Source organism: Sphingomonas sp. OK281 (assembly GCF_900115295.1).
Lineage (GTDB): Bacteria > Pseudomonadota > Alphaproteobacteria > Sphingomonadales > Sphingomonadaceae > Sphingomonas.
Genome location: NZ_FOVZ01000004.1, coordinates 245861 through 270587, shown reverse-complemented (window position 1 = coordinate 270587; position 24727 = coordinate 245861). Strand labels below are relative to the sequence as shown.

Below are 24727 nucleotides of genomic sequence, written 5' to 3'. Positions count from 1 at the left end.
GGAGGTCTGACATTTTCTCCCCTCCCTGGAAGGGAGGGGCTGGGGGTGGGTCGGCTTCCGCATACGCACGCGCGTGACCCAAGCAGGCCGACCCACCCCCGACCCCTCCCTTTCAGGGAGGGGAGAGCGTCAGTGTTGGAACTGCGATACCGTTCGGATTAACCTGCGTCGTTCGGCGCCGTGTTTTCTTCGTTTCGGACCATACCGGTCCTTCAATTCCACGATCGACTGTGGCACACAGGCTCCAACATCAGGAGTCACATGGCCATGGATCTCAGCTTCACGCCCGAGGAAGAAGCCTTCCGCGAGGAAGTCCGCGCGTTCTTCCGCGACAAACTGCCCGCTCGCCTCTCGACGCTGGTCCGTGAGGGCAAGCGGTTGCGCAAGTCGGACATGGAGGAATGGCACGCGATCCTCAACGAGCGCGGCTGGCTGGCGAACCATTGGCCCGAGGAGTGGGGCGGTCCCGGCTGGAGCGTGATCCAGCGGTTCATCTTCGACAATGAGTCCGCGCTCGCGCACGCGCCTCGCGTCGTGCCGTTCGGGGTGAACATGCTCGGGCCGGTGCTGATCAAATACGGCTCCGAAGAGCAGAAGAAGCAATGGCTACCGCGGATCCTCGACGGCTCCGATTGGTGGTGCCAGGGGTATTCCGAGCCGGGCGCGGGCTCCGATCTCGCCGGCCTGAAGACGACTGCCGTGCGGAAGGGCGACGTCTATGTCGTCAACGGCCAGAAGACCTGGACGACGCTAGGCCAGCATGCCGACATGATCTTCTGCCTCGTCCGCACCGATGCGACCGCGAAGAAGCAGGAGGGCATCTCGTTCCTGCTGATCGACATGAAGTCGCCCGGCATCGAAGTCCGCCCGATCACGCTGATCGACGGCGAGCAGGAGGTGAACGAGGTGTTCTTCACCGACGTCGAGGTGCCCGTCGCCAACCTCGTCGGCGAGGAGAATCTAGGCTGGACCTACGCAAAGTATCTACTGACCTACGAGCGGACCAACATCGCCGGCGTCGGCTTCTCGATCGCGTCGTTCGAGCGGCTGAAGGAGGTCGCGCAGATGCAGAAGAAGGGCGGGCGGGCCTTGGCGGACGATCCACTGTTCGCGGCAAGGATGGCGCGGGTCGAGATCGACCTCGCGAACATGCAGACGACCAATCTCCGCGTGCTGGCGGCAGTCGCGGGTGGCGGTGCGCCAGGCGCGGAAAGTTCGATGCTCAAGATCAAGGGTACCGAGATCCGCCAGGAGATCACCTCGCTGACCCGTCGTGCGTATGGATCGTACGCGGCGCCCTACATACCCGAAGCTCTGGAGGCCGGGTGGAACGGCGAGGATGTCGGGCCGGAGGACGCGGCGATGGCGGCGCCGAGCTATTTCAACAACCGGAAACTGTCGATCTTCGGCGGGTCGAACGAGATCCAGAAGAACATCATCTCCAAAGCCATCCTGGGTCTCTGATACCATGAACTTCGAACACACCGACGACCGCCGCATGCTGGCCGACACGCTCGTGCGGGCGTTGCGCGACGGCTATTCGATCGAGACGCGCAATGCGGGCGCGTATGGCGAGGCGGGGTATGATCCGGCGGTCTGGCAGCAGTTGAACGAACTCGGCATCGTCTCCGCGCTGTTCGACGAGGCGGCGGGCGGTTTCGGCGGCAGCGGGTTCGACATCATGGTGGTGTTCGAGGCGCTCGGCCGCGCGCTGGTGGTCGAGCCGTTCCTCGGTGCGCTGATGGCCGGGCGGGCGCTGGCGAAGGCTGGCGGGCATGACGAGACGCTGGCCGGAATCGTGTCGGGCGACACGATCGCCGCGTTCGCGCATGAGGATGGCGCGACGCCGGTGACTGCGACGAAGAGTGGCGATGGCTGGACGCTCAATGGGACCAAGGCGGTCGTGTCGCACGCCGGTGCGGCCTCGGTGTTCGTCGTGACCGTCGAGCAGGATGGCGAACCGCTCGTGTTGCTCGTGCCGGCGGATACGGCCGGGGTGTCGGTCCGCAGCTTCAACGTCGTCGAGGGCGGCGCTGCCGGGGACGTGACGTTCGAGAACGTGACGCTCGGCGCCGATGCGCGCGTCGGTGGCGAAGGGCAGGGGCAGGCGATCGTCGATGCGGCGGTCGGGGCGGGGTTGCTCGCGCTTTCGGCCGAAGCGGTCGGCGCGATGGAGTTCGTCAAGGAGGCGACGCTCGGCTACCTCCGCGACCGCAAGCAGTTCGGCGTGCCGATCGGCAAGTTCCAGGCGCTCCAGCACCGAATGGCGACGGTGTTGCTCGAGATCGAGCAGGCGCACTCCGCTGTGATCAATGCGGCGTCGGCGTTCGATGGCGAGGATGCGAAGGCGCGAGAGCGGGCGTTGTCCGCGGCGAAATATACGATCGGGCGGACTGGGGCATTGGTCGCGGAGGAAACGATCCAGCTTCACGGCGGGATTGGCATGACGTGGGAATATGCGGTGTCGCATTATGCCAAGCGGCTAGTGATGATCGACCACCAGTTGGGCGATGAAGATTATCATCTGCAACGGTACATTGCTTTGAGTTGAGCCGGGGCGGTTGGCTGGGGTGGCTGAGGTAACCCCGGTCACAACGCGTTCCCCTCCCTGGAAGGGAGGGGCTAGGGGGGGGCGGCTGCTTGTGGTCCGGTGCGCCAGCCAAGCGGCCTACCCACCCCCAACCCCTCCCTTCCAGGGAGGGGCGCAAACTAGTGCTGCGTCTCGACTGGCACGTCTTCTATCGAGACGGCATCCGGCGCGGTTTCGACCGACCCCACTTTTACCGTGACCCGCTGCGCGATCATCGGCCGCAACCGCACGCCGAGGCAGATCACCGTCGGCCACAGCAACGTGTTGATGATATCCAGCGAGGTATCCTCCCACCGCCACGACCCGAAGTTCAGCCGGTCCATGATCTCGTTGAACGCCTCGCCGGCGACGACCACCCACCACGGAATGAACGTCCCGAACGAGCGCCGCGTCACTAGTCGCGCGAGCATGAGCAACGCCATGCCGGCGTGGATGTGGAGGATGATATCGGGCAGCCCAGTGCCGTCGCCGATCGCGTCGATCATCTGGTGATAGAGTTTGGGGATCAACGCGCTGCTCCAGGCCCGGCGATGCTGCCATGCAACATCGATCTATACGGGGCTCACTCGGGGGCGGCAATCGGCGCAGAGGGCACGCCGATCATCAGCGGCTTCAACGCGCCGATCGTCGCGTCCAGCCAGGCGATGAACCGGTCGATCCGCGCGATCCGGCGGACGTCGCGGTGGACGACGAGCCAGAACGAGCGCTGGATATCGACGGCGTCGGGCAGCACCCGCACCAGTCCCGGCATGCCGTCGCCGATGAAGCAGGGCAGGATCCCGCATCCGGCACCCGCCGCGATCAGTTCGGCCTGCGCGACGATGCTCGAACTGCGGATCGATGCGTCGAGCCGGCCGTCGATCTCCGCGAGATAGCGGAGTTCGGGCGCGTAGATCATGTCCGGTACGTAGCCGATCAGGCGGTGCCGCATCAGGTCTGCAGTCGTCGCGATCGGTCCCGACCGTGCGAGGTGATCGGGATGCGCGTAGAGGCCGAGGTGATAATCGGTGAGCTTCCGCGCGACCAGCGGGCCACTCTTCGGGCGGGCGAGCATCACCGCAATATCCGCCTCGCGTCGTGAGGGGTTCAGGAAGCCGGTCGACGCGATCAGGTCGACCGCGATCCGCGGATGCTGGTTGGTGAACGATGCGAGCCGGGGCGCGAGGATGCGGCTGCCGAAGCCTTCCGAGACGCTCAACCGGATCGGCCCCGCGAGCACGCCCGCGTCATTGCCGACGACTTCCTGGATGCCGAGCGCGGACGCCTCCATCGTCTCGGCATGCTCGAGCAGCGCCGCGCCGCGCTCGGTCAGCGCGTATCCCGCCACGGTCTGCTCGAACAATGTCGTCTGGAGCCGCCGCTCCAGCCGTTGCAACCGCCGAGAGACCGTCGTCGCGTCCTGGCCGAGCAGTTTCGCGGCTGGGCCGAGCCGGTGCGTGCGCGCTAGAGCGAGGAAATACCGGACGTCGTCCCAATCCATGAACGCCTCACCCCATGCTGCACATTTGCAGAGCGTATCTGCAAACAGCCCCACTTGGCTGCGAAACGCTTATGGCGGACGATGCGGGCAACTAGAAGAGGATGCCCATGCGGACGATCGAGAATTTCGTGAGCGGTGCGGCCAGCACGGCCGAGCGCTTCGGTGATGTGTTCGACCCGAATTCGGGCGAGGTGCAGGCGCGCGTGCGGCTTTCGGGTGCGACCGATCTGAATGCGGCCGTTGCCGCGGCGCAGAAGGCGCAACCTGGCTGGGCGGCGACCAACCCGCAGCGTCGCGCCCGCGTGATGTTCGAGTTCAAGCGGCTCGTCGAGGCGAACATGGACGAACTAGCGCGGCTGCTGTCGTCCGAGCACGGCAAGGTGATCGCGGACTCGAAGGGCGATATCCAGCGCGGTCTCGAGGTGATCGAGTTCTGTTGCGGAATTCCGCACATCCTCAAGGGCGAATACACGCAGGGCGCCGGGCCGGGGATCGACGTCTATTCGATGCGCCAGCCATTAGGCATTGGCGCGGGGATCACGCCGTTCAACTTCCCGGCGATGATCCCGCTATGGATGTCTGGCGTCGCGATCGCCACGGGCAACGCGTTCATCCTCAAGCCCAGCGAGCGCGATCCGTCGGTGCCGGTGCGGCTCGGCGAATTGTTCGTCGAGGCGGGGCTGCCCGAGGGGATCTTCCAGGTCGTCCACGGCGACAAGGAAATGGTCGACGCGATCCTCGATCATCCGGCGATTTCGGCGGTGAGCTTCGTCGGATCGTCCGACATCGCGCATTACGTTTATCGGCGCGGCGTCGAGGCGGGCAAGCGCGTCCAGGCGATGGGCGGCGCGAAGAACCACGGCATCGTCATGCCCGACGCGGACCTCGACCAGGTCGTCGCCGACCTGTCGGGTGCTGCGTTCGGGAGCGCCGGCGAGCGCTGCATGGCGCTGCCGGTGGTGGTGCCGGTGGGCGAGAAGACCGCGATTGCGCTGCGCGAGAAGCTGATCCCGGCGATCGCGGCGTTGCGCGTGGGTGTGTCGACCGACAACGACGCGCATTACGGCCCGGTGGTGAACGCGGCGCACCGCACCCGGATCGAGAACTGGATCCAGACCGGCGTCGACGAGGGCGCGGAACTGGTCGTCGATGGACGGGGGTTTGCGTTGCAGGGGCATGAGAAGGGCTTCTTCATCGGGCCGTCGCTGTTCGATCACGTGACGACCGAGATGTCGGCGTACAAGGAGGAGATCTTCGGGCCGGTGCTCCAGATCGTCCGCGCGGCCGATTTCGAGGAGGCGGTGCGGCTGCCGAGCGAGCATCAATACGGCAACGGCGTCGCGATCTTCACGCGCAACGGGCACGCGGCGCGCGAGTTCGCGGCGAGGGTGAACGTCGGGATGGTGGGGATCAACGTGCCGATCCCGGTGCCGGTCGCGTATCACACGTTCGGTGGCTGGAAGCGGAGCGCGTTCGGCGACACCAACCAGCACGGGATGGAGGGCGTGAAGTTCTGGACGAAGGTCAAGACGATCACGCAGCGTTGGCCGGACGGGTCTGCACTGCCGGCGATGGCCGAGGATGGCGGGCCTGCACGGAATAACGACGCGTTCGTTATTCCGACGATGGGGTGATGTGGGCCGTTGAATTCGTGGCCCAAGCATCGCGCTGCCGACCGTCACAAGTCCGATCCGAGCGATCCTCCCCCGCCAGGGGGAGGTGGCTGGCAATTGCCAGACGGAGGGGGCGGTAGGGTGCGTCCAGCGTTGCGTGCCCTCCCCCTCCGTCACCTTCGGTGCCACCTCCCCCTGGCGGGGGAGGATTATCAGTGCCGTAGCGCCTTCGGCGGTCGTAGCTCGACCAGCCCGATTTGGGCCGACGTTTCACGATACGGCGCACGATTCTGCACAGCATCCATGCCTAACTGTTGCTCGGCGCCACGATCCTATGAGTGGGTCGCGGTGTTCGCGCATCTATATGGCAGCCGATGGCACCTGAGCGAGACGAGCGCATGAGCGCGCAGATACTGACCTTCACGTGCGAGGATCGCGTCGGCATCGTCGCGGCCGTCACCGGCGAGCTTGCAGCGGCGGGCGGGTTCATTCTCGACAGCCAGCAATATGCCGATCTGGAGACAGGGCGGTTCTTCATGCGCGTCGTGTTCAGCGCGGCCGACGACGGCGACGCGGATTTGCGCACGCGGCTTGGGAAGGTCGGCGAGACGTTTGCACTCGACTGGTCACTGGTTCGTGCCGACTCGCGGCCCCGCGTGTTGATCGCGGTGTCGACGACGTCGCACTGCCTGAACGACCTGTTGCACCGCTGGTCGACCGGTGCCCTGCCGATCGAGCCGGTCGGCGTGGTATCGAACCACGAGACGCTCCGCGGGCTGACCGAGTGGCACGGGTTGCCGTTCCACCATCTTCCGGTCGATGCGGGCAATCGGGCGGCGCAGGAGGCTGCGTTGCTCGACCTGTTCGAGACGAGCGGGGCCGACCTGCTGGTGCTCGCGCGCTACATGCAGGTACTGAGCGCGGATCTGGTCGAGCGGCTGGCGGGGCGGTGCATCAATATCCACCACAGTTTCCTGCCGAGCTTCAAGGGTGCCAGGCCGTATCACCAGGCGCATGCGCGCGGCGTGAAACTGATTGGCGCCACCGCGCATTTCGTGACCAGCGATCTCGACGAGGGCCCGATCATCGAGCAGGCCGCCGAACGCGTCGATCACCGTGCCACCGTGAACGATCTGATCGCGATCGGGCGTGATAGCGAGGCGCAGGTGCTCGCGCGAGCGGTCGGATGGATTGCAGAACGGCGCGTGTTGTTGAACGGCAAGCGTACCGTGGTGTTTCGATAAACGAGAGGAACTGAGCGGACAGCCGAACGGCGCCGCTCGCTGAAGGACAGATGATGAACCAGTTCGACCTGACAGACGACCAGCGCGAGATCCAGGAGCTGGCGCGCCGCTTCACCGCCGACCGGATCACGCCGCATGCGGCGGAGTGGGACGAGAAGCATATCTTCCCGCGCGAGACGATCAAGGCGGCGGCGGAACTCGGCTTCGCGGCGATCTACGTCAGCGAGGAGAGCGGCGGGATCGCGCTCGGGCGGCTCGAGGCGGCGCTGATCATGGAGGCTATGTCGTACGGGTGTCCCTCGACCAGCGCGTTCATCAGCATCCATAACATGGCGGCGTGGATGATCGATCGGTTCGGGTCGGCCGCGGTGAAGGACAAGTATCTCCCCAGCATGGTGACGATGGACCGTCTCGGCAGCTATTGTTTGACCGAGCCGGGGTCGGGTTCGGACGCGGCCGCTCTGAAGACGCGCGCGGTTCGCGACGGGGACGACTGGATCGTGACGGGCTCGAAGCAGTTCATCTCGGGTGCGGGCGAGAACGAGGTGTACGTGACGATGGTCCGTACCGGCGAGGACGGGCCGAAGGGCATCTCGTGCCTGGTGATCGAGAAGGACATGCCGGGCGTGTCGTTCGGCGCGAACGAGAAGAAGCTCGGCTGGCATTCGCAACCGACGCGGCAGGTGATCTTCGACGGCGTCCGCGTGCCGGCGGCGAACATGGTCGGTGGCGAGGGCGAGGGCTTTCGGATCGCGATGATGGGGCTCGACGGCGGACGGTTGAACATCGGTGCGTGCTCGCTCGGGGGCGCGCAGCGGTGTCTGGACGAGGCGATCGCGTATACCAAGGACCGGAAACAGTTCGGGAAGGCGATCGCGGACTTCCAGAACACGCAGTTCATGCTGGCGGACATGGCGACCGAATTGGAGGCGGCGCGGGCGCTGCTCTATATCGCGGCGGCGAAGGTGACGGCGAACGCGCCCGACAAGACCAAGTTCGCGGCGATGGCGAAGCGGCTGGCGACCGATACCGGCTCGTCGGTGGTCGACCGTGCGCTGCAGCTGCATGGCGGCTACGGGTATTTGCAGGATTACCCGATCGAGCGCTTCTGGCGCGATCTGCGCGTGCATTCGATCCTCGAGGGGACGAACCAGGTCATGCGGATGATCGTCGGTCGCGAACTGACCCGGCAGTGAATCCGCGTAGCTTTGCTCAATCTTTCTCTCCCGCGCCTCCGCGTCTCCGCGTGAAAAAACTTTTGGTTCACGCGGAGACGCGGAGGCGCGGAGATGGTGCTTTGGAGGTGACCGCGTGACCGATGATCTGATCGTCGAGAGTGAAGGGCCTGTCGGCCGTATTCGTCTCAATCGACCGAAAGCATTGCACGCGTTGAATCTGGCGATGTGCGAAGGCGTGCTTGAGGCGCTGGAGGCGTGGCGTGGTGACGCGGCGGTCGAGGCGATCGTGGTCGATCATGCGGAGGGACGCGGGTTCTGTGCTGGCGGGGATATCCGCATGCTTGCAGCCTCAGGTGCGACTGACGGCGTCGAGGCGCGGGCGTTCTTTCACGCTGAGTACCGGATGAACCATCGGCTGTTCACCTATGCCAAACCAATCGTCGCGTTCATGGACGGGATCACGATGGGCGGTGGCGTCGGTCTCGCGTTGCCGTGCCGGTATCGTGTCGCGACCGAGAATACCAAGTTTGCGATGCCGGAAACGGGGATTGGGTTGTTCCCGGATGTCGGCGGTGGCTGGTATCTGTCGCGGTTGCCGGGGCGGATCGGGCAGTATCTGGCGCTGACCGGGCACCGGCTCGATGGTGCGGAGTGCCTCGCGCTTGGGCTGGCGACGCATTTTCGCGCGAGCGATACGCTCGATACGGCCAAGGCGCGGATTGCGGAGACGCCGCAGGATATTGCGGGCGTGCTGGATGCATTGGCGACGTCGGTACCCGACGCGAAGATCTTGGCTCGCAAGGACGAGATCGACCGGCTTTTCGCGTCAGACGTGCTGGAGGAGATCTACGCTGCGCTCGACGCCGATGGCGGGGAGTGGGCGACTCAGACACTTGCGACGCTGAAGACCAAGTCGCCGCAGACGATGAAGGTGTCGCTCCGGCTGCTCCACGAGGGCGCTGGGATGGCGAGTTTCGCGGACGAGATGCGGCAGGAATATGCGGTCGGCGCGCATGTCGTGCAGCGGCATGACTTCATCGAGGGCGTGCGGGCGGTGATCGTCGACAAGGACAATGCGCCGCACTGGGATCCGGCGACGCCCGAGGATGTGACCGATCACGTGATCGACCAGATCTTCGCGCCGTTGCCGGAGAGCGAGGCGTGGACGCCGGGTTAAAGAACAACACGACACCCAGCGAAAGCTGGGCTGACGTAATTGGAGGAATAGAAATGGCGACCTACGAAACGATCCTGGTCGAGCAGCGCGGTGGCGTTACGCTCGTCACGCTGAACCGGCCCCAGGCGCTGAATGCGCTTAATTCGCAGGTACTCGCCGATTTGATCGCTGCGTTTGCCGCGTTCGACGCGGATGCGTCGCAGAGCTGCGCGGTGCTGACCGGCTCGGCCAAGGCGTTCGCGGCGGGGGCGGACATCAAGGAGATGCAGTCGCAGGGCTTCGCGGAGATGTACGCGAGCAACTTCTTCGCTGGCTGGGAGAATTTCACGCGGACGCGGAAACCGGTGATCGCCGCAGTCGCGGGCTATGCGCTCGGCGGCGGGTGCGAGCTGGCGATGATGTGCGACTTCATCCTCGCCGCGGATACCGCCAAGTTCGGCCAGCCCGAGATCAAGCTCGCCGTGTCGCCGGGCATGGGCGGATCGCAGCGCCTCACGCGCGCGGTCGGCAAGGCGAAGGCGATGGAAATGTGCCTGACCGGGCGGATGATGGACGCCGCCGAAGCGGAGCGTGCGGGGCTGGTCTCGCGGATCGTACCGGCGGAGGAGCTCGTCGAGGAGGCGGTGAAGACTGCCGCGACGATTGCGGCGATGGCACCGCTGGCGGTGTTGGCGAACAAGGAAATGGTCAACGCGGCGTTCGAGACGGGGCTGGCGATGGGCGTGCAGTTCGAGCGGAGGCTGTTCCACGGGCTGTTCGGGACTGAGGACCAGAGCGAGGGCATGGCCGCATTTGTCGAGAAGCGCGCCGGGACCTGGACGGGAAAATGATCAATATTCCCCTCCCGCTTGCGGGAGGGGTCAGGGGAGGAACGTGCCGCGACCACGCGCGACGTATTTGCGGCACTGCCCTCCCCCAACCCCTCCCGTGAAAGGGAGGGGAGCAAAATTAGGAGAGAGAACATGGCACGGATCGGTTTCATCGGGCTCGGCAACATGGGCGGCGGGATGGCGGCGAACCTCGCGAAGAAGGGCCATGACGTCCGCGCGTTCGATCTGAGCGCCGACGCGCTGGACAAGGCGAAGGCCGCGGGTTGCCTGCCGGTCGCGTCCGCTGCCGAAGCCGCCGACGGTGCCGAGGCGATCGTGACGATGCTCCCCGCCGGCAAACATGTCGCCGAGGTCTATGACATGCTGTTCGGCGTCGCGTCGCCCTCCGCGATCCTGATCGACTGCTCGACGATCGATGTCGCTACCGCCAAGCAGGTCGCCGCCGCGGCGCAGGCCAAGGGCCTCGTCGCGGTCGACGCGCCGGTCTCTGGCGGGATCGGCGCGGCGAATGCGGGGACGCTGACCTTCATGGTCGGTGGCTCGGCGGAGGCGTTCGACCGGGCGCAGGCGATCCTTGCCGACATGGGCAAGGCGGTCATTCACGCGGGCGCGAACGGCGCTGGGCAGGCGGCGAAGATCTGCAACAACATGATCCTCGGCGCGACGATGATTGCGACCTGCGAGGCGTTCGTGCTGGCGGAGAAGCTCGGGCTCGATGCGCAGGCGTTCTACGATATCGCGAGCGTGTCGTCTGGACAGAGCTGGTCGATGACTACGTACGCGCCGCTGCCTGGGATCGGTCCCGATACGCCGGCCGATCACGACTATCAGGGCGGTTTCGCGTCGGTGCTGATGCTCAAGGACCTTCGGCTCGCAATGGCTGCGGCGAAGGACACCGGAGCGGATACGCCGATGGGTGCGAAAGCGGCCGAGTGTTACGAGGCGTTCGCCGAGGCCGGGCAGGGTGGACTCGATTTCTCGGCGATCATCCGCACGCTGAGAGACTAGGTTTCAGAGGAAGCGGATCAGCATCAGCAGCAGGCCGAGGATGGACACCGTCCAGCACAGGCTACGGACATATTTGATGCCGAACAGATAGAGCGGGATGTACGCGATGCGTGCGCCGAACCAGAGCCAAGCGCCGATCGCACCCAGCCCGCCGGTGCGATCGGTCACGGCCAGCCCCAGCGCGAGCGCGACGAAGACCGGGTAGGTTTCCTGGAAGTTCTTCAGCGCGCGTTCGGCGCGGCCGGCCATCTCGCCTAGCGGCTTCTGCTCGCCATCGCGGGGGCCTGCGTTCCAGTCGAGCCCGCGGTCGCGCGTCGCGGTCTGCCCCTGGATCATGATGTACGCGAATAGCAGGACCGTCGACCAGCCAAGCAGCAGTAATTCGGTAGGCAGCGTCATGATCGATCTCCGCGGGGCAGCGGGTCTCGAACGCCGCTATGCGAGCGAGGTTGCGCTCTGTCGCAAAGGAATGGCACGCTGCTGCGCATCGCGCGAGCGGTGGAACGCGCGGTCCGCGTCGTCGATCGCACCAAGCAGGCTGCCGAAGCACGGCATCTCGTCGATCGGATAGACGCGCGACAGGTCATGGCCGAGCGCGAAAACGTCGCGCTGCGTGAGCAACCCGATCGCGACGATGCGGTCTTGATCAGGCATATGTCAGGCTCCAGTGGTTTAACGCATGTTAACACGTCCCGGCGACTATGTATCAGTAATATCGGATAAAGAGCCCAGGCGAGCCTTAGCCAAGGCCAAGTCTCTCGCGCGCCTGCCAGCGGGCGATCATCAGCACGGATACCACCGCGAGCCCGGTCGCCAGCCCGGTCCAGATGCCGACTCCGCCCCAGCCGCGCGCGAAGGCGAGCCACGCGCCGACGCCGATGCCGATGCCCCAATAGCCGATCGCGGCGAACAGCATCGGTACCTTGGTGTCGCCCAGTCCGCGCAACATCCCCGCGCCGATCACCTGCGCGCCGTCGACCACCTGGAACACCGCGGCGACCGCGAGCAGCGAGATCGCCAGCGCGACTACCGGCGCGTTCGCGGGTGCGTCGACGTCGAGGATGATGCCGATCAGGAGTTGCGGGGCCAGGACCAGCAACGCGGCCGTCAGCACCATGAAGCCCTCCCCGATCGCGAACGCGACCCAGCCTGCGCGCCCGATGCCCGCGCGATCGCCGCGTCCCGAGGCGAGCCCGACGCGGACGGTGGCGGCTTGCGCGATGCCGAGCGGGACCATGAAGGTGACGCTGGCGATCTGGATCGCGATCGCGTGCGCGGCGAGTGGCACGGTGCCGAGCAGGCCCATCAGGAAGACGGCGGCGATGAACACGGTGGATTCGAACCCGAGCGTGATCGCGATCGGCAGGCCGAGCGTCCAGACCGCGCGGTATCGTGGCCAGTCGGCGCGCCAGAACCGGCCGAGCAGGCGATAACGGCGGAACGGCCTGGCGTAGACGATGACCGCGGCCATCGCGACGAAGCTTAGGCTGTTTGCGATGCTGCTTGCCATGCCCGAACCGAGCAGGCCGAGCGCGGGGAGGCCGGCGTGGCCGAAGATCAGCAGCCAGTTGAGCCCGGCGTTGACGACCAGCAGCCCGACCATCACCACCAACGACCAGGCGGGTTTCTCGAGCGCGGCGACGAACGCGCGGAGCACGAGGAAGCACAGGCTGGGCAGCATCCCCCACATGACCGCGCGAACGAACCGCGCCGCTTCGTGCGCGAGCGCTGGATTCTGGTCGAGCAGGTGTACGAGGATCGGCTCGGCGTTCCACAGGACGATCCAGGACGGGATGCAAAGCGTGGCGGCGACCCAGATCGTCTGGCGCACCGTTCGGCGGATATCGCGCACCGCATGCGGCCGCGCACCCCGCTCGCGCGCGATCATCGGGACGGCGGCGGTGGTGAGGCCCATCCCGAAGATCAGGAAGACGAGGTAGAGGTTGAGCCCCAGCGTCGCAGCCGCCAGCGTGTCCGACCCGAGCCGCCCCAGCATCGCGACATCGGTCGCACCGACCAACGCCTGCGCGAGATTGGTCGCGACCAGCGGCCAGGCGAGCTTCAGCGTGGCGGCGAACTCGGTGCGCCAGGGGCGGGGCGGGGTGGACGTCATGCGGTGGCTTTAGCCGGGTTGGGCGGCTTGTCGATTACCCGCGTCGATCGTCCCTTGTTAGGGGGTGGCGCCGTAGACGTCGGAGGGGGAGGAGCAGCAACGGATGCCGTCCATCCCGCCCCCTCCGTCAGGCAAGTGCCTGCCACCTCCCCCTGGCGGGGGAGGATCGATATGGTGGCGTGTGCCGCGCAGATTGTGCGGTCGAGGCCGTCGAGGTTTTCACCAACTCCGTCACCCTGACGAACGTCAGGATCCAGGGTAACGGATGGTGTCCTGTTTGGCTCAGGGTCCTGACTTTCGTCAGGATGACGGTTGGGGTTGGTCGGCGCGTCCGACATAAGCGCTAGCCAATAGGGGCTTTTATCGCATCAACCCGGCAGCGCGGAGGGCGTTCTCGATCGTTGCCTGGATTCCGGCTGGTGCCTCGGCGCGGGGCTTCGACGCAGGCTTCGGCGAGACGGGAATCGCGATCTTGGCGACGCGTTCGACTGGTGCCGGCTTGATCGCAGTCTCCGCCTTCGCCGCCGAAACCAGGCCCCAGGACTTTGCGATCACAGCCGTGCTCGAAATTCCGACGTCGAGCATGAACGGCCCGGCGGCGCCCAAGCGTTCGCCACGCGAAGGATCGATCGGCGTTCCGTGGCCCATGCCGGGTACGGTCCAGTCCTCGACGACATCGCGCCCTTCCGCGTCGGACCAGATCCGGTGGACGGCGGTGCCTACGCGCTCCGTTCGCACCGCTTTGGCGTCGACGCCGTGCACACCGCGCCACTGCCGCGCGATCGTGTCCGCGTTCGCCACGCTTACCGTCGCATCCGCGCCGCCGTGCCAGATCGCGAGCGTCGGCCAGCGTCCGTCATGCCCGCGCGCGCCGCTGCGGACCATGTCGACCAGCGCTGTGTCGCTGGTGTCGCCGTGCCCGCGCATCCGGTCCAGCGCCTGCGACACGCCGGTCGCGGTGCCGTAGGCGAGCCCGCCGATCACCGCGCCGCCCGCGAACAGGTCCGGCCGCGTGGCCAACATCGCCATCGTCATCGCGCCCCCCGCCGACAGCCCGGTGACGTACACGCGGCTGCGGTCGAGGCCGTGGCGCGCGATCATCGTCTCGGTCATCTGCGCGATCGATTCTGCCTCGCCGCCGGCCTGCGCGGTGTCCTCCGACGCGAACCAGTTGAAGCAGCGATTGGGATTGTTCGCGCGCGTCTGTTCGGGGAACACCAGCGCGAAACCCGCGCGATCGGCGAGCTTCGACCAGCCTGAACCGTGGTCATACCCCGCCGCGGTCTGCGTGCACCCATGCAGGACTACGACCAGTGGCGCGCCCGGCAGAAGGTTGGCGGGAACGTAGCTGAAGCCGAGCAGCGCACCCGGATTGGTCCCGAACTCGGTCAGCAGCGTCAGGCGGCTGGGCGCGGTGTCGCGCGGCGTCGGCGCTCCGGCGCGCGCCATGCGCGCGATGGTATCGGCGATGTTTCTCACGGTAATCGGGCCTTTCGTCGCCAGCGTACTCGGCCGCGATCTTATCTCAACGTCGCATGTACTTCATTTGTTGCTGCAGTGCAGCAAAAACGTCAGGAGTCTTGCCCGACCACGTCGCACGCCTCGGTGATGCCTGCGTAGATCCGGTCGAGATCGGCGTCGTCGGTGCAGTAGGGCGGCATGACGTACACGATGTTCCCGAGCGGGCGGAGCAGCAGGTCGCGGTCGCGGAAGAAGGCGAGCAATCGCGGGCCGATCTGCGAGAGATAGCCGTCCTCGCCCTGTAGCTCGACCGCGGTGATCGTGCCGATCTGGCGCGCGTTGGCGATGCGGGGATGCCGGGCGAGGGCTTCCAGCCGCGTCCGCTGGCGTGCGGCGAGGCCTGCGATCCGCTCGCACACGGGTTCGTCACGCCAGATCGCCAGGTTCGCATTGGCGGCGGCGCAGGCGATCGGGTTGGCGGTGTAGCTCGATGAGTGGAAGAACATGCGCGCGCGGTCGGTGCCGTAATGCGCCTGGTAGATCGCCTCGGTCGCCATCGTCACCGCGAGTGGGATCGCGCCGCCGGTCAGTCCCTTCGACAGGCAGAGGATGTCGGGGACCACGCCTGCCTGCTCGCAGGCGAGCAAGGTGCCGGTGCGACCCCAGCCGGTCATCACCTCGTCGGCGATGAACAGGACGTCGTGGCGCGTGCAGATCCGCCGCATCTCGGCCAGGATGTACGCGGGATAGATGTGCATCCCACCCGCGCCGAGCAGCAGCGGCTCGACGATGAACGCGGCGGGGTGTGCGGCGCAGGCTTTCTCCAGCGCGTCGAGCGTTGCTTGCTCGCACCCGGCGGCGGGGAAGGGGATGGTGCCGACGTCGAACAGCAACGGCGCGTAGGCGCGGTTGTAGACGCCGCGCGCGCCGACCGACATCGCGCCGATCGTGTCGCCGTGATAGCCGTGTTCGAGCACGAGGATGCGGTGGCGATCCTCGCCGCGATCGAGCCAGTAACCGAGCGCCATCTTCAGCGCGCACTCGACGCTGGTCGAGCCGGAGTCGGAGAAGAACACGCGGGTCAGATCCGATGGCATGATCGCGGTCAGGCCACGCGCGAGGTCTTCGGCAGGCTGGTGCGTCCAGCCGGCGAAGATGATCTGGTCGAGCTTGCCCGCCTGTTCGGCGATCGCCGCCATGATCTTCGGGTTGGCGTGGCCATGCGTGGTCACCCACCATGACGAGATCGCATCGATGATCCGCCGGCCGTCGGAAGTGTAAAGCGCGGCGCCCTCGGCATGCGTGACGAGCGGGATGGGTTCGCGCAGGCCGTGCTGTGTGAAGGGGTGCCAGACGGGCGAGTCGCTCACCGGAACGCCTCCAAATCGAAGTTCTCGGCGAATGCCTCGGCCAAGGTGGCGGCGTTCAGTGGATCGAGGCGGGGCAGGCGGCCGAGCCGGCGGACTTTGCCGAGCGTGGCGATCGTCGCCTCGCTATCCTCGACCGCGTCGCCGACGAAGGCGATGCCGAGGATCGGGACGCCGCGGCTGCGCAGTGCCTCGATCGAGAGCAGGCTGTGGTTGATCGTGCCGAGACCGGTGCGCGCGACTAGCACGATCGGCGTGTTCCACCGCGCGAACAGGTCTGCGAAGATCAGGTCGCGTGTCACGGGGACCATCACGCCGCCCGCGCCCTCGACCACCAGTGGGCCATCGACCTCTGGCAGCGCGAGCCGGTCGGGATCGATCGTAACGCCGTCGATTTCGGCGGCGAGATGCGGCGAGCACGGGGTCGTCAGCCGGTATGCTTCGGGCAGGACGTGGTCCGCGGGAACGCCGAGCGTTACGACCGATGCCGCGTCGCTGCCGTCCGCGAGCCCGGCCTGCACCGGCTTCCAGTAGCGCGCGCCGAGGGCCGCGGTCAGGCCGGCGGCGAACACGGTCTTGCCGATATCGGTGTCCGTCCCGGTAACGACGATCGTCATTGCAGCGCCTCTCCCATGACCGTTCCCAGAGTTTCGACATCCGCGACGGTCGCGTTGAGCGTCAACGATATCCGCAACCGCGATCCGCCTTCGGGCACGGTCGGCGGCCGTATCCCGCGTACGTCGAACCCTGCCGCCTGGATCGCACCGGCGACGCGCATCGTCCGTGCGGCGTCGCCCAGGACCAGCGGCAGGATCTGCGACCCCGTCGCCGTGACGCCGTAGGGTGCAAGCACGCGCTCCGCCGCAGCGATCAACGTCCAGAGCCTCTCGCGCCGTGCGGGTTCGTCCGCGATGATGCGGAGAGCCTCGCCGACCGCCAGCGCCATCAGCGGCGACGGCGCGGTCGAGAAGATGAACCCGCGGCCGCGATTGACGATGAACTCGCGCATGACTGCGGGCCCGCACAACAGCGCACCCTCGCACCCCAGCGCCTTGCCGCAAGTGCGCAGGGTGATGACGTTCTCGCGCCCGTCGAGCGCTTCGGTCAAACCGCGGCCGTCGGTGCCGAACACGCCCGTCGCATGCGCTTCATCGATGAGCAGGATGGCATCGTGCCGGTCTGCGATTTCGGCCAGTGCCGCGAGCGGGGCCAGGTCGCCGTCCATGCTGTACAGGCTCTCGACCGCGATCCACGCGCGGCCGGTGCCGCCCGACGCGCGCCACGCGGCGATCGCGTCCTCGAACGCATCGGCATCGTTATGCGCGGCGGCGACGAAGGTCGCTCGCGTGAGACGCATGCCTTCGTGCGCACTGGCGTGGATCAGCGCATCGTGCACGATCAGGTCGCCGCGTTGCGGCAGCGTCGCGAACAGGATCGTGTTGGCGACATAGCCGCTCGCGAAGAACAACGCCGTCTCGGTTCCGAAGAACCGCGCGGCGTCTGCCTCGAGTGCTTCATGCTCGGGCGCATTCCCGCGCAGCAACCGCGAACCGCCCGATCCGACCGGCACGCCGCGGTGCAACGCCTCGGTCATTGCCGCGCGCAGTCGGTCCGATCCGGCGAGCCCGAGATAGTCGTTGGAGGCGAAATCGACGCCTTGGCGCGGGCGGAGCGATCGGTAGCGGTCGGCGGCCGTCAGTTTGGCGAGGTCTCGGTTCTGGTCGGCGAACATCATCGCGTCGCCCTAAACCCTGCACGCTGCGAAGACGAGAGTTCGGGGGGAGTCATAAACCTTTTACGGAACGATCTCGAACGCCAGTGCCTGCCTTCCGTCCCATCACCCCCGCGAAAGCCGGGTACCCTGATTGCCGCGCAGCAGACTCAACGGGGATACCCCAGCTTTCGCTGGGATGCAGCGTGACGGTGCGATTAGCTGTGCTTTTGCTTGTGCCTGTGCCCGTCGCCGTGACCGTGGCTTACCCCGCGTTCCACATCTCCATAAACTTCCTCGCCCGCGCACCGACGTCCGCGGCGGTCATGCCGGGCGCGAACAGGGCGGAGCCGAGGCCGAACCCAGCAGCGCCTGCCGTGCGCCAGTCCGCCATCGACTCCGGCACGATCCCGCCGACCGGCAGCACGCGCGTATCCTTGGGGAGGATCGCGCGCATCGCCTTCAGCACCGTGGGGCTGGCGGCTTCGGCGGGGAAGAGTTTCAGCGCGGCGGCGCCGGCGTCGAGCGCGGCGAACGCCTCGGTCGGAGTCGCGATGCCGGGGAGCGCGACATAGCCCTTCTCCACCGCCGCGGCGATCACGCGCACGTTCGCGTTGGGCGCGATGATCAGCGTGCCGCCGGCCGCGCCGACCGCTTCGACATCCTCGACGCGCAGCACCGTGCCAGCACCGACGACCGCGCGGCCTTCGAACCGGCGTGCCAGTCGGGCGATGCTGTCGAGTGGATCGGGCGAGTTCATCGGCACTTCGAGGATCGTGAAGCCCGCATCGACCAGCGCATCGCCGATCGCCTCGACGTCCTCGGGCTTCACGCCGCGCAGGATCGCGATCAGCGGGCATTTTGCGAAGGCGTCGTCGAACGCCTGGCGGTGGATCGTGGGAGGAGTCATGCTGCGAGATCCTGGATGCGGGTGATGCCGGCCACGAACGCGGCCTGACTGTCGATATGGTGTGCGGTGCCGCCAAGCGCATCGATCGCGGCTGCGTAGAGCGCGCCGAGCGCCGGGTCGGCGAGGATGTGGACGGTCGCGCCGGCCTCGATCCGCGCGGCGGTATCCGCGCCGATCAACAGGCCGCTCGCGAACGAGGCGGCATGCGCATCGTCGGCGATCCCGAGCACGCCCCGCGCGCGGATCGCGAACAGGCTGGCGGCGAGATCGCGCCTGGCGCCTTCCGCGACTCCTTCGAGGAACGCTGCGCCTGGCTCGACCGGAAACCCGAGTTGCCGCGACAGGACGCCGTGCGCGCGGAGCAGGGCGAAGAGTTCGCCGGTCATCGCAGTGGTGAAGCGTGCGATCTTGCCGCCCTCCACGGTCGCCCATTTGCAATGCGTACCAGGCTGGCAGAGCACCGCGTCCGCCGGTACCAGGGCTGCAGCGACCGCGCCCAGCAACTGGACCTCCTCGCCGCGCATCACGTCGGCGTGCGGTCCGTCGCGGTACGAAAGGCCGGGTACGATCGCGGTCCGGTCGTCGATCCGGTCTAGCGCAGCGGCCACCTCGGTTAGCCCTGCAGGGGCCGGAACATAGGGTACGCTACGCCAGCCGATGTTCGAGCCGACCATCCCCGCGAGCAACATCGGCAGGTCGCCCAGCCGGTTGCGGATGCCGGCAACTTCGGCGTCGTACGCATCCGCCGCCACGGTCGCGGCGCCGCGGTCGTCGCGTTCGGACGCGACCACGAGGCCATCCTCGATCCGGAATGCCCGTCGGTTGCTCGTACCCCAGTCGACCGCAATGAACGCGTCCGTCTTTACCATTCCGTCCTCACAGTATTTCCCGCCGGTCGTACGGCCGCAACTCCCGAACATATTGTACGACAAATGATGGGAGTCCACCATCGGCGAATGTCGGCATGGTTCGCAAGATGCGTGACAGCGTTGTGCGGTTAGGCCAGAACCACCGGCGATGGCGATTGATATGACAGACAGCGCCCCGCCGGTAGCCGGCGTGGCAGGACGTAACCTGACGCACGGTATGCTCGACACGCTTGGGCGGGCGATCGTGACGGGTCGGTACGAGACACGCCCGTTTCCGACCGAAGCCGAAATCGCCAAGACCCACGGGGTCAGTCGGTCGGTAACACGCGAGGCCGTCAAGATGCTGACGGCGAAGGGCCTGGTCAGTGCCCGCCCACGCCAGGGCACCGTGGTACAACCCGCGAGCGCCTGGAACCTGTTCGATACCGACGTCCTGCGCTGGACGTTGGAGCGCAAGTTCTCGGTCGAGCTGCTGCGGCATTTCAACCAGCTGCGGATCGCCATCGAACCCGAGGCAGCGGCCCTCGCGGCGCGGTTCGGCGATGCCGCCGACATTGCGGCGATCCGTAGCGGCCTGGAGCAGATGGAGGCGGGCGAGGCCGGGCTGGCCGATCCGCTCGAAGCCGACATCGCGTTTCACATGGCGATCCTGCGCGCATCGAAGAACCCGTTCTACGCGCAGTTCCAGTCGGTGGTGTCGACCGCGCTGCGCACGTCGATACGCTTTACCAACCGGATCAAGGGCCGCTCCGCCAACATCGCCGATCATGCCGCGGTTGCCGACGCCATTGTCGCCCGCAATCCGGATTCGGCGCGGATCGCGATGTCGCGGATCATCGGCGACGTCCTGACGCTGATCGGCGAAGCGTAGCGCGAACCGTGCGCTGCCGCTTCCATTCGGAGCGGCACGGCGCTGACCGAAGAGATACATCGAGAGGATACGGGAATGGCGAACGAAGCAGCGGCCCCACGGCCGATCCGGCTGGCGATCATCGGCGTGGGCAAGATCGCCCGCGACCAACACCTACCGGCGATCGCGCAGGATCCGCGGTTCGAACTGGTCGCCGCAGTCAGCCGTAATGCCGTGGTCGACGGGGTCGCGAACTATCACGACATCGCGGAACTGATCGCAGCCGGACATGACCTGAACGCGGTATCGCTCTGTACGCCACCGGTCGGACGGTCGGCGATCGCGATCGCGGCCATCGATGCTGGGCTGGACGTGATGATGGAGAAGCCGCCCGCCGCGACACTGTCCGACGTCGCGAAGATCCAGGCGCATGCCGCTGCCGCCGGTCGAACGCTGTTCGCGACCTGGCATTCGCGCGAGGCGGCAGGCGTCGCCACGGCGCGTGCGTGGCTCGCGGATCGTCGGGTCGAGCGCATGACGATCGAATGGCGCGAGGATATCCGCCGCTGGCATCCGGGCCAGGACTGGATTCTCGAGGCGGGTGGGTTCGGCGTGTTCGATCCCGGCATCAACGCCCTGTCGATCGCCACCGCGGTCCTGCCGGGCGCCTGGACGGTCGAGGGCGCCGATTTGCGCGTACCGGAAGGGCGCATGTCGCCGCTGTCCGCCGATCTGCGGATGACCTGCGGCGACGTCCCCGTAACGGCTGCGTTCGACTTTCTGCACGAAGGCCAGCAGCAATGGGACATCGTCGTCGACACCGATGGCGGCACGTTGAGGTTGCGGATGGGCGGATCGGTGATCGAGATCGACGGGGCGGTCACCGAGGCGCCAGATGCGGAATATCCACGGCTCTATGACCGGTTCGCGCAGTTGGTGCGGGCCCGGTCGAGCGATGTCGACGTGCGCCCCCTGCAGCTGGTGGCGGACGCGTTCCTGATCGGTCGCCGTGAGTCCCTGCCACCGTTCGCCTGGTAACGATCGCCGGTCGCGATCGCCGGTAACGGTCGAACGCCCTGATCCAGGATAGCATCGTCGGAACGCACCCAGGGGGCTCACGTTGAGCTTCCAAAGAAGGATGCGTATCGGTGCTTCAGGTCAGTCAGCAAATCGTCGACGAACGTGCCATTCCCCGTGCTGCACCCGTCGCAGTCGGGCTCGTCGAACACCTGCGCGAGGGGAACGTCGTCTACGTTGCGGCCGACGATCATCGTGCGACCGAGATCGCGACGATCGCGGGCGCGATGGCACCCGATGCCCTGGTCGTTCACCTTCCCTCGAGCGATGCGCTGCCGGGGGACGAGGCGCCCGCATCGCCGGCAAACGTCGGTCGACGGGTTGCCGCGTTGCGACGACTGCGGGCCGCAATGGAATGCGGGGCGGCGCCGATCCTGCTGGTGACGACCGCGGAGGCCACCGCCGTACGCTATCCGGTGCCCGCCATGTTCGATGCCGCCCCGCCCCGGCTTGCGGTCGGGGAGGCGATCGATGTCGAGGCGTTCGCCTCGATGGCTGCCGATATCGGCTATCTGGCGGACGACCGGGTCGACGAGCCGGGTGAAATCGCCGTCCGCGGCGGCGTGATCGACGTGTTTCCAGCGGATCGCGACATGCCCGTCCGGATCGAATTCGCCGACGGCCAGATCACCGGACTGCGCTGCTACGACCCGGTGTCGCAGCTGGGCGAGGACGACATCGATGTCGTCGAACTTGGCCGTGCGACCGAACCGGCCGTCGGGGACGGTGTCTCGATCCTCGCGCATTTGCCGAATGCCGCGATCGCGTTCGATAGAAGCGCCGAAGCGCGCCGGTCGCGTTTTCTCGCGATCGCCACCGATGGCCTGCCACGTCGCAAGGCCGCAGCGGATCTGGTCGACGACAAGGCATGGGGCGTCGCCGTTGTAGAGCGTAGCCCGCTCGCCATGGACAACAGCGACGAGCAACCGCCCCGTTTCGTCGAGCGACGCGATCCCGCACGAGCGTTCTCGCGGTTCGCGAAGGATGTGCTGGCCGACGGGCGCCTGCTGGTCGTGGGTTCGGCGCGCGATCTTCGGTTCCTGCAGCCGAGACTGGAGCGGGCCACCAAGATCGCGTTCACGCAGGTCGAGACCTGGGCCGATGCATGCAGCGCGAAGCCGGGTAGCGCGGTGCTGATGGCCGCGCCGATCGACCGGGGTTTCGTCGCGGGCGGCGTCACCGTTGTCGCGAGTGCGGACCTGCTGGGCGGGCGGGCACGAGCCGACGACACGGTGGGGCACGCTGCCGACACGATGGGCCTGACCAGCGAGCTGCGCTGTGGCGACGTGATCGTCCATGAATCGTTCGGGATCGGCGTCGTTCGCGGCTTGGAAACCCTGCCCGGCACCGATGGCGATGCGATCGTACTCGAATATGCGAAGGGCGGACGTCGCCTGGTTCCGGTCGCCGAGGCGGACCGCATCTGGCGTTATGGTGCGGAGGTCGATGCCGTGACACTCGACGCGCTGGATGGATCATCCTGGCAGAAGCGCCGCGGTGCGATCGACGCGGCAATCGCGGAAAGTGCACGCGATCTGGCCGAGATCGCCGCCGAGCGCGATGCCCGGACGACCGATCCGATCGTGCCGGACCGAGCCGCCTATGAGCGGTTCGCGGCCGGCTTCACGTTTACCGAAACGCCTGACCAGGCGCGCGCGATCACGACCACGCTCGCCGATCTGGCAAGTGGCAAGCCGATGGACCGGCTGGTGATCGGCGATGTCGGATACGGCAAGACCGAGGTCGCGCTGCGTGCCGCGGCGGCGGTCGCGCTCGCCGGGCGGCAGGTAGCGATCGCCGCGCCGACGACGGTATTGGTGCGCCAGCATATCGAGACCTTCGCGCGGCGATTCGAAGGGACGGGCATTGCGGTTGCAGGACTGTCGCGGCTGTCGACCACGGCGGAGAAGGCGCAGGTGAAGGCAGGCCTTGCGGACGGATCGATCGGCGTCGTCATCGGCACCGGCGCGATCGCGGGCAAGGGCGTCGCCTATCACGATCTTGCACTGGTGGTGATCGACGAGGAGCAGCGCTTCGGCGCCGCCGACAAGGCGAAGCTGCATGCGCTGGGGGCGGGGCACGTCCTCACGCTCAGTGCGACGCCGATCCCGCGGACGCTGCAGTCCGCGATGATCGGACTGCAGGGGCTCTCGGTGATCGCGACACCGCCGGCGCGTCGCCAGCCGATCCGGACGGCGGTAGCCCAGTTCGACGATACCACCGTTCGTGCCGCCCTGCGTCGGGAGCGCGCACGTGGCGGACAGAGCTTCGTCGTGGTGCCGCGGATCGACGACATGGCGCCACTTGCCGCCAAGCTGGCAAAACTCGTGCCGGAACTCGGCCTGGTCCAGGCGCACGGCAAGATGCCCGCGACCGAGATCGACGAGGCGATGGTCTCGTTCGCGGCCGGTGACGGTGACATCCTGCTGGCGACCAACATCATCGAGGCCGGATTGGACGTGCCACGCGCCAATACGATGATCGTCCATCATGCCGATCGCTTCGGGCTGTCGCAGCTTCACCAGTTGCGCGGGCGGGTCGGACGCAGCGGCCGGCGGGGGCAGGTCATGCTGCTGACGGATGGCGAGGCGACGATCGCCGAGGCCACGCTGAAGCGATTGCGGACGCTCCAGGCGTTCGATCGCCTCGGCGCCGGATTTGCGATCAGCGCGCGCGATCTCGATCTGCGCGGCGCGGGCGATCTGGTCGGCGAAGCGCAGGCCGGACACATGAAGCTGATCGGGATCGACCTGTACCAGCATCTGTTCGGGCGAGCGTTGCGACAGGCACGGATCGAACGCGACGGGGGCACGTTGCCCGGCGACTGGACGCCCGAGCTTCATCTCGAGCTCGGCGGATGCCTGCCCGAGGACTGGATCCCGGAGATCGAAGTGCGCTTGTCTCTGTATGGGCGGCTGGCGCGATTGGAGGAGATTGCGTCGCTCGACCAGTTCGAAGCGGAACTCGAGGATCGCTTCGGAGCGATGCCCGATCAGGCACGCCGGCTATTGCAGGTCGCGCGAATCAGGACGCTGGCGCGCATGGCGGATATCCGGCGGATCGATGCCGGCCCCGCCGCGATCGCCTTGACTCCGCATGACAAGCGGACGGCGCTACCCAAGACGGGTTCAGGCATTGATCTGGCCGAAAAGAACGGTCGCTGGATCGCCGCCGAAAGTCTTGCCGACCCGGTCGAGCGGGCCAGCCGGATCGAAGATGTGCTGGAGGCGCTGGCGGACTGAGCGCGGA

22 protein-coding genes are annotated in these 24727 nt (G+C 66.9%); 11 read left to right on the top strand and 11 right to left on the bottom strand.

What is annotated here, in order from left to right:
* Positions 1-267 precede the first annotated feature (267 nt).
* Together BM244_RS15570 and BM244_RS15565 are read left to right on the top strand one after the other, a co-directional pair.
* Complete coding sequence (locus tag BM244_RS15570) at positions 268-1464, top strand: acyl-CoA dehydrogenase family protein (protein ID WP_093400055.1); 1197 nt, start codon at positions 268-270, stop codon at positions 1462-1464.
* A gap of 4 nt (positions 1465-1468) precedes the next feature.
* On the top strand, positions 1469-2551 hold the full coding sequence (locus tag BM244_RS15565) for an acyl-CoA dehydrogenase family protein (protein ID WP_093399806.1): 1083 nt from the start codon (positions 1469-1471) through the stop codon (positions 2549-2551).
* Between the two features lie 158 nt (positions 2552-2709).
* Here the strand turns inward: BM244_RS15565 and BM244_RS15560 are convergent, their stop codons facing one another.
* Positions 2710-3099 carry a hypothetical protein gene (locus tag BM244_RS15560; RefSeq protein ID WP_254784475.1) on the bottom strand — a complete coding sequence of 130 codons (390 nt, stop codon included), beginning with the start codon at positions 3097-3099 and terminating at the stop codon, positions 2710-2712.
* A 53-nt stretch (positions 3100-3152) separates the two neighbouring features.
* Positions 3153-4070, bottom strand: coding sequence for a LysR family transcriptional regulator (locus BM244_RS15555; protein ID WP_093400054.1), 918 nt, complete (start codon positions 4068-4070; stop codon positions 3153-3155).
* Positions 4071-4177: 107 nt separating this feature from the next.
* On the opposite strand from BM244_RS15555, the gene BM244_RS15550 reads away from it, so the two are divergent.
* The 6 genes from BM244_RS15550 (at position 4178) to mmsB (ending at position 11120) form a co-directional block, all read left to right on the top strand.
* Positions 4178-5704, top strand: a complete 1527-nt coding sequence (locus BM244_RS15550; protein WP_093399805.1) for a CoA-acylating methylmalonate-semialdehyde dehydrogenase — start codon at positions 4178-4180, stop codon at positions 5702-5704.
* Between the two features lie 353 nt (positions 5705-6057).
* On the top strand, positions 6058-6927 hold the full coding sequence (gene purU, locus BM244_RS15545; protein ID WP_254784474.1) for a formyltetrahydrofolate deformylase: 870 nt from the start codon (positions 6058-6060) through the stop codon (positions 6925-6927).
* 53 nt (positions 6928-6980) lie between these two features.
* Positions 6981-8123 (top strand): acyl-CoA dehydrogenase family protein, encoded by a 1143-nt coding sequence (locus BM244_RS15540; protein WP_175518228.1) that lies wholly within the window; start codon positions 6981-6983, stop codon positions 8121-8123.
* Between the two features lie 115 nt (positions 8124-8238).
* Positions 8239-9282: an enoyl-CoA hydratase/isomerase family protein gene (locus BM244_RS15535; RefSeq protein WP_093399803.1), complete on the top strand. Its 1044-nt coding sequence runs from the start codon at positions 8239-8241 to the stop codon at positions 9280-9282.
* Positions 9283-9335: 53 nt separating this feature from the next.
* Complete coding sequence (locus BM244_RS15530; RefSeq protein WP_093399802.1) at positions 9336-10112, top strand: enoyl-CoA hydratase; 777 nt, start codon at positions 9336-9338, stop codon at positions 10110-10112.
* Between the two features lie 132 nt (positions 10113-10244).
* On the top strand, positions 10245-11120 hold the full coding sequence (gene mmsB / locus BM244_RS15525) for a 3-hydroxyisobutyrate dehydrogenase (protein ID WP_093399801.1): 876 nt from the start codon (positions 10245-10247) through the stop codon (positions 11118-11120).
* Positions 11121-11123: 3 nt separating this feature from the next.
* On the opposite strand, the gene BM244_RS15520 is transcribed toward mmsB, so the two are convergent.
* The 9 genes from BM244_RS15520 to BM244_RS15480 form a co-directional block, all read right to left on the bottom strand.
* Positions 11124-11519, bottom strand: a complete 396-nt coding sequence (locus BM244_RS15520; RefSeq protein ID WP_093399800.1) for an MAPEG family protein — start codon at positions 11517-11519, stop codon at positions 11124-11126.
* 36 nt (positions 11520-11555) lie between these two features.
* Entirely contained in the window at positions 11556-11774 is a 219-nt protein-coding gene (locus tag BM244_RS15515) for a hypothetical protein (protein ID WP_093399799.1), read from the bottom strand.
* 85 nt (positions 11775-11859) lie between these two features.
* On the bottom strand, positions 11860-13233 hold the full coding sequence (locus BM244_RS15510) for an MATE family efflux transporter (protein WP_093399798.1): 1374 nt from the start codon (positions 13231-13233) through the stop codon (positions 11860-11862).
* A 360-nt stretch (positions 13234-13593) separates the two neighbouring features.
* Positions 13594-14712, bottom strand: coding sequence for an extracellular catalytic domain type 1 short-chain-length polyhydroxyalkanoate depolymerase (locus BM244_RS15505; protein ID WP_175518227.1), 1119 nt, complete (start codon positions 14710-14712; stop codon positions 13594-13596).
* Positions 14713-14804: 92 nt separating this feature from the next.
* Entirely contained in the window at positions 14805-16064 is a 1260-nt protein-coding gene (locus BM244_RS15500; protein ID WP_093399796.1) for an adenosylmethionine--8-amino-7-oxononanoate transaminase, read from the bottom strand.
* Entirely contained in the window at positions 16061-16678 is a 618-nt protein-coding gene (gene bioD, locus BM244_RS15495) for a dethiobiotin synthase (protein WP_093399795.1), read from the bottom strand. Before bioD ends, BM244_RS15500 begins: the two co-directional genes overlap by 4 nt.
* A complete protein-coding gene (locus BM244_RS15490) occupies positions 16675-17796 on the bottom strand; it encodes an 8-amino-7-oxononanoate synthase (RefSeq protein WP_093399794.1) in 1122 nt (373 codons plus the stop codon). The genes bioD and BM244_RS15490 overlap by 4 nt, the downstream gene beginning before the upstream one ends.
* 241 nt (positions 17797-18037) lie before the next feature.
* Positions 18038-18682: a 2-dehydro-3-deoxy-6-phosphogalactonate aldolase gene (locus tag BM244_RS15485; RefSeq protein ID WP_093399793.1), complete on the bottom strand. Its 645-nt coding sequence runs from the start codon at positions 18680-18682 to the stop codon at positions 18038-18040.
* A complete protein-coding gene (locus tag BM244_RS15480; protein WP_093399792.1) occupies positions 18679-19551 on the bottom strand; it encodes a 2-dehydro-3-deoxygalactonokinase in 873 nt (290 codons plus the stop codon). Before BM244_RS15480 ends, BM244_RS15485 begins: the two co-directional genes overlap by 4 nt.
* A 160-nt stretch (positions 19552-19711) precedes the next feature.
* Between BM244_RS15480 and BM244_RS15475 the strand changes: the two genes are divergently transcribed.
* The 3 genes from BM244_RS15475 (at position 19712) to BM244_RS15465 (ending at position 24720) form a co-directional block, all read left to right on the top strand.
* Positions 19712-20422, top strand: a complete 711-nt coding sequence (locus tag BM244_RS15475) for a FadR/GntR family transcriptional regulator (RefSeq protein WP_093399791.1) — start codon at positions 19712-19714, stop codon at positions 20420-20422.
* Positions 20423-20497: 75 nt separating this feature from the next.
* Entirely contained in the window at positions 20498-21439 is a 942-nt protein-coding gene (locus tag BM244_RS15470; protein ID WP_093399790.1) for a Gfo/Idh/MocA family protein, read from the top strand.
* A 110-nt stretch (positions 21440-21549) separates the two neighbouring features.
* A complete protein-coding gene (locus BM244_RS15465; RefSeq protein WP_254784473.1) occupies positions 21550-24720 on the top strand; it encodes a TRCF domain-containing protein in 3171 nt (1056 codons plus the stop codon).
* The last annotated feature ends 7 nt before the right edge of the window (positions 24721-24727 follow it).

Bases quoted from the DNA above. Each gene is read 5' to 3' on its own strand.
- BM244_RS15570 (WP_093400055.1), top strand. From the start codon at position 268: ATGGATCTCAGCTTCACGCCCGAGGAAGAAGCCTTCCGCGAGGAAGTC.
- BM244_RS15565 (WP_093399806.1), top strand. From the start codon at position 1,469: ATGAACTTCGAACACACCGACGACCGCCGCATGCTGGCCGACACGCTC.
- BM244_RS15555 (WP_093400054.1), bottom strand. From the start codon at position 4,070: ATGGATTGGGACGACGTCCGGTATTTCCTCGCTCTAGCGCGCACGCAC.
- BM244_RS15550 (WP_093399805.1), top strand. From the start codon at position 4,178: ATGCGGACGATCGAGAATTTCGTGAGCGGTGCGGCCAGCACGGCCGAG.
- purU (WP_254784474.1), top strand. From the start codon at position 6,058: ATGGCACCTGAGCGAGACGAGCGCATGAGCGCGCAGATACTGACCTTC.
- BM244_RS15540 (WP_175518228.1), top strand. From the start codon at position 6,981: ATGAACCAGTTCGACCTGACAGACGACCAGCGCGAGATCCAGGAGCTG.
- BM244_RS15530 (WP_093399802.1), top strand. From the start codon at position 9,336: ATGGCGACCTACGAAACGATCCTGGTCGAGCAGCGCGGTGGCGTTACG.
- mmsB (WP_093399801.1), top strand. From the start codon at position 10,245: ATGGCACGGATCGGTTTCATCGGGCTCGGCAACATGGGCGGCGGGATG.
- BM244_RS15520 (WP_093399800.1), bottom strand. From the start codon at position 11,519: ATGACGCTGCCTACCGAATTACTGCTGCTTGGCTGGTCGACGGTCCTG.
- BM244_RS15515 (WP_093399799.1), bottom strand. From the start codon at position 11,774: ATGCCTGATCAAGACCGCATCGTCGCGATCGGGTTGCTCACGCAGCGC.
- BM244_RS15510 (WP_093399798.1), bottom strand. From the start codon at position 13,233: ATGACGTCCACCCCGCCCCGCCCCTGGCGCACCGAGTTCGCCGCCACG.
- bioD (WP_093399795.1), bottom strand. From the start codon at position 16,678: ATGACGATCGTCGTTACCGGGACGGACACCGATATCGGCAAGACCGTG.
- BM244_RS15490 (WP_093399794.1), bottom strand. From the start codon at position 17,796: ATGATGTTCGCCGACCAGAACCGAGACCTCGCCAAACTGACGGCCGCC.
- BM244_RS15485 (WP_093399793.1), bottom strand. From the start codon at position 18,682: ATGACTCCTCCCACGATCCACCGCCAGGCGTTCGACGACGCCTTCGCA.
- BM244_RS15480 (WP_093399792.1), bottom strand. From the start codon at position 19,551: ATGGTAAAGACGGACGCGTTCATTGCGGTCGACTGGGGTACGAGCAAC.
- BM244_RS15475 (WP_093399791.1), top strand. From the start codon at position 19,712: ATGACAGACAGCGCCCCGCCGGTAGCCGGCGTGGCAGGACGTAACCTG.
- BM244_RS15470 (WP_093399790.1), top strand. From the start codon at position 20,498: ATGGCGAACGAAGCAGCGGCCCCACGGCCGATCCGGCTGGCGATCATC.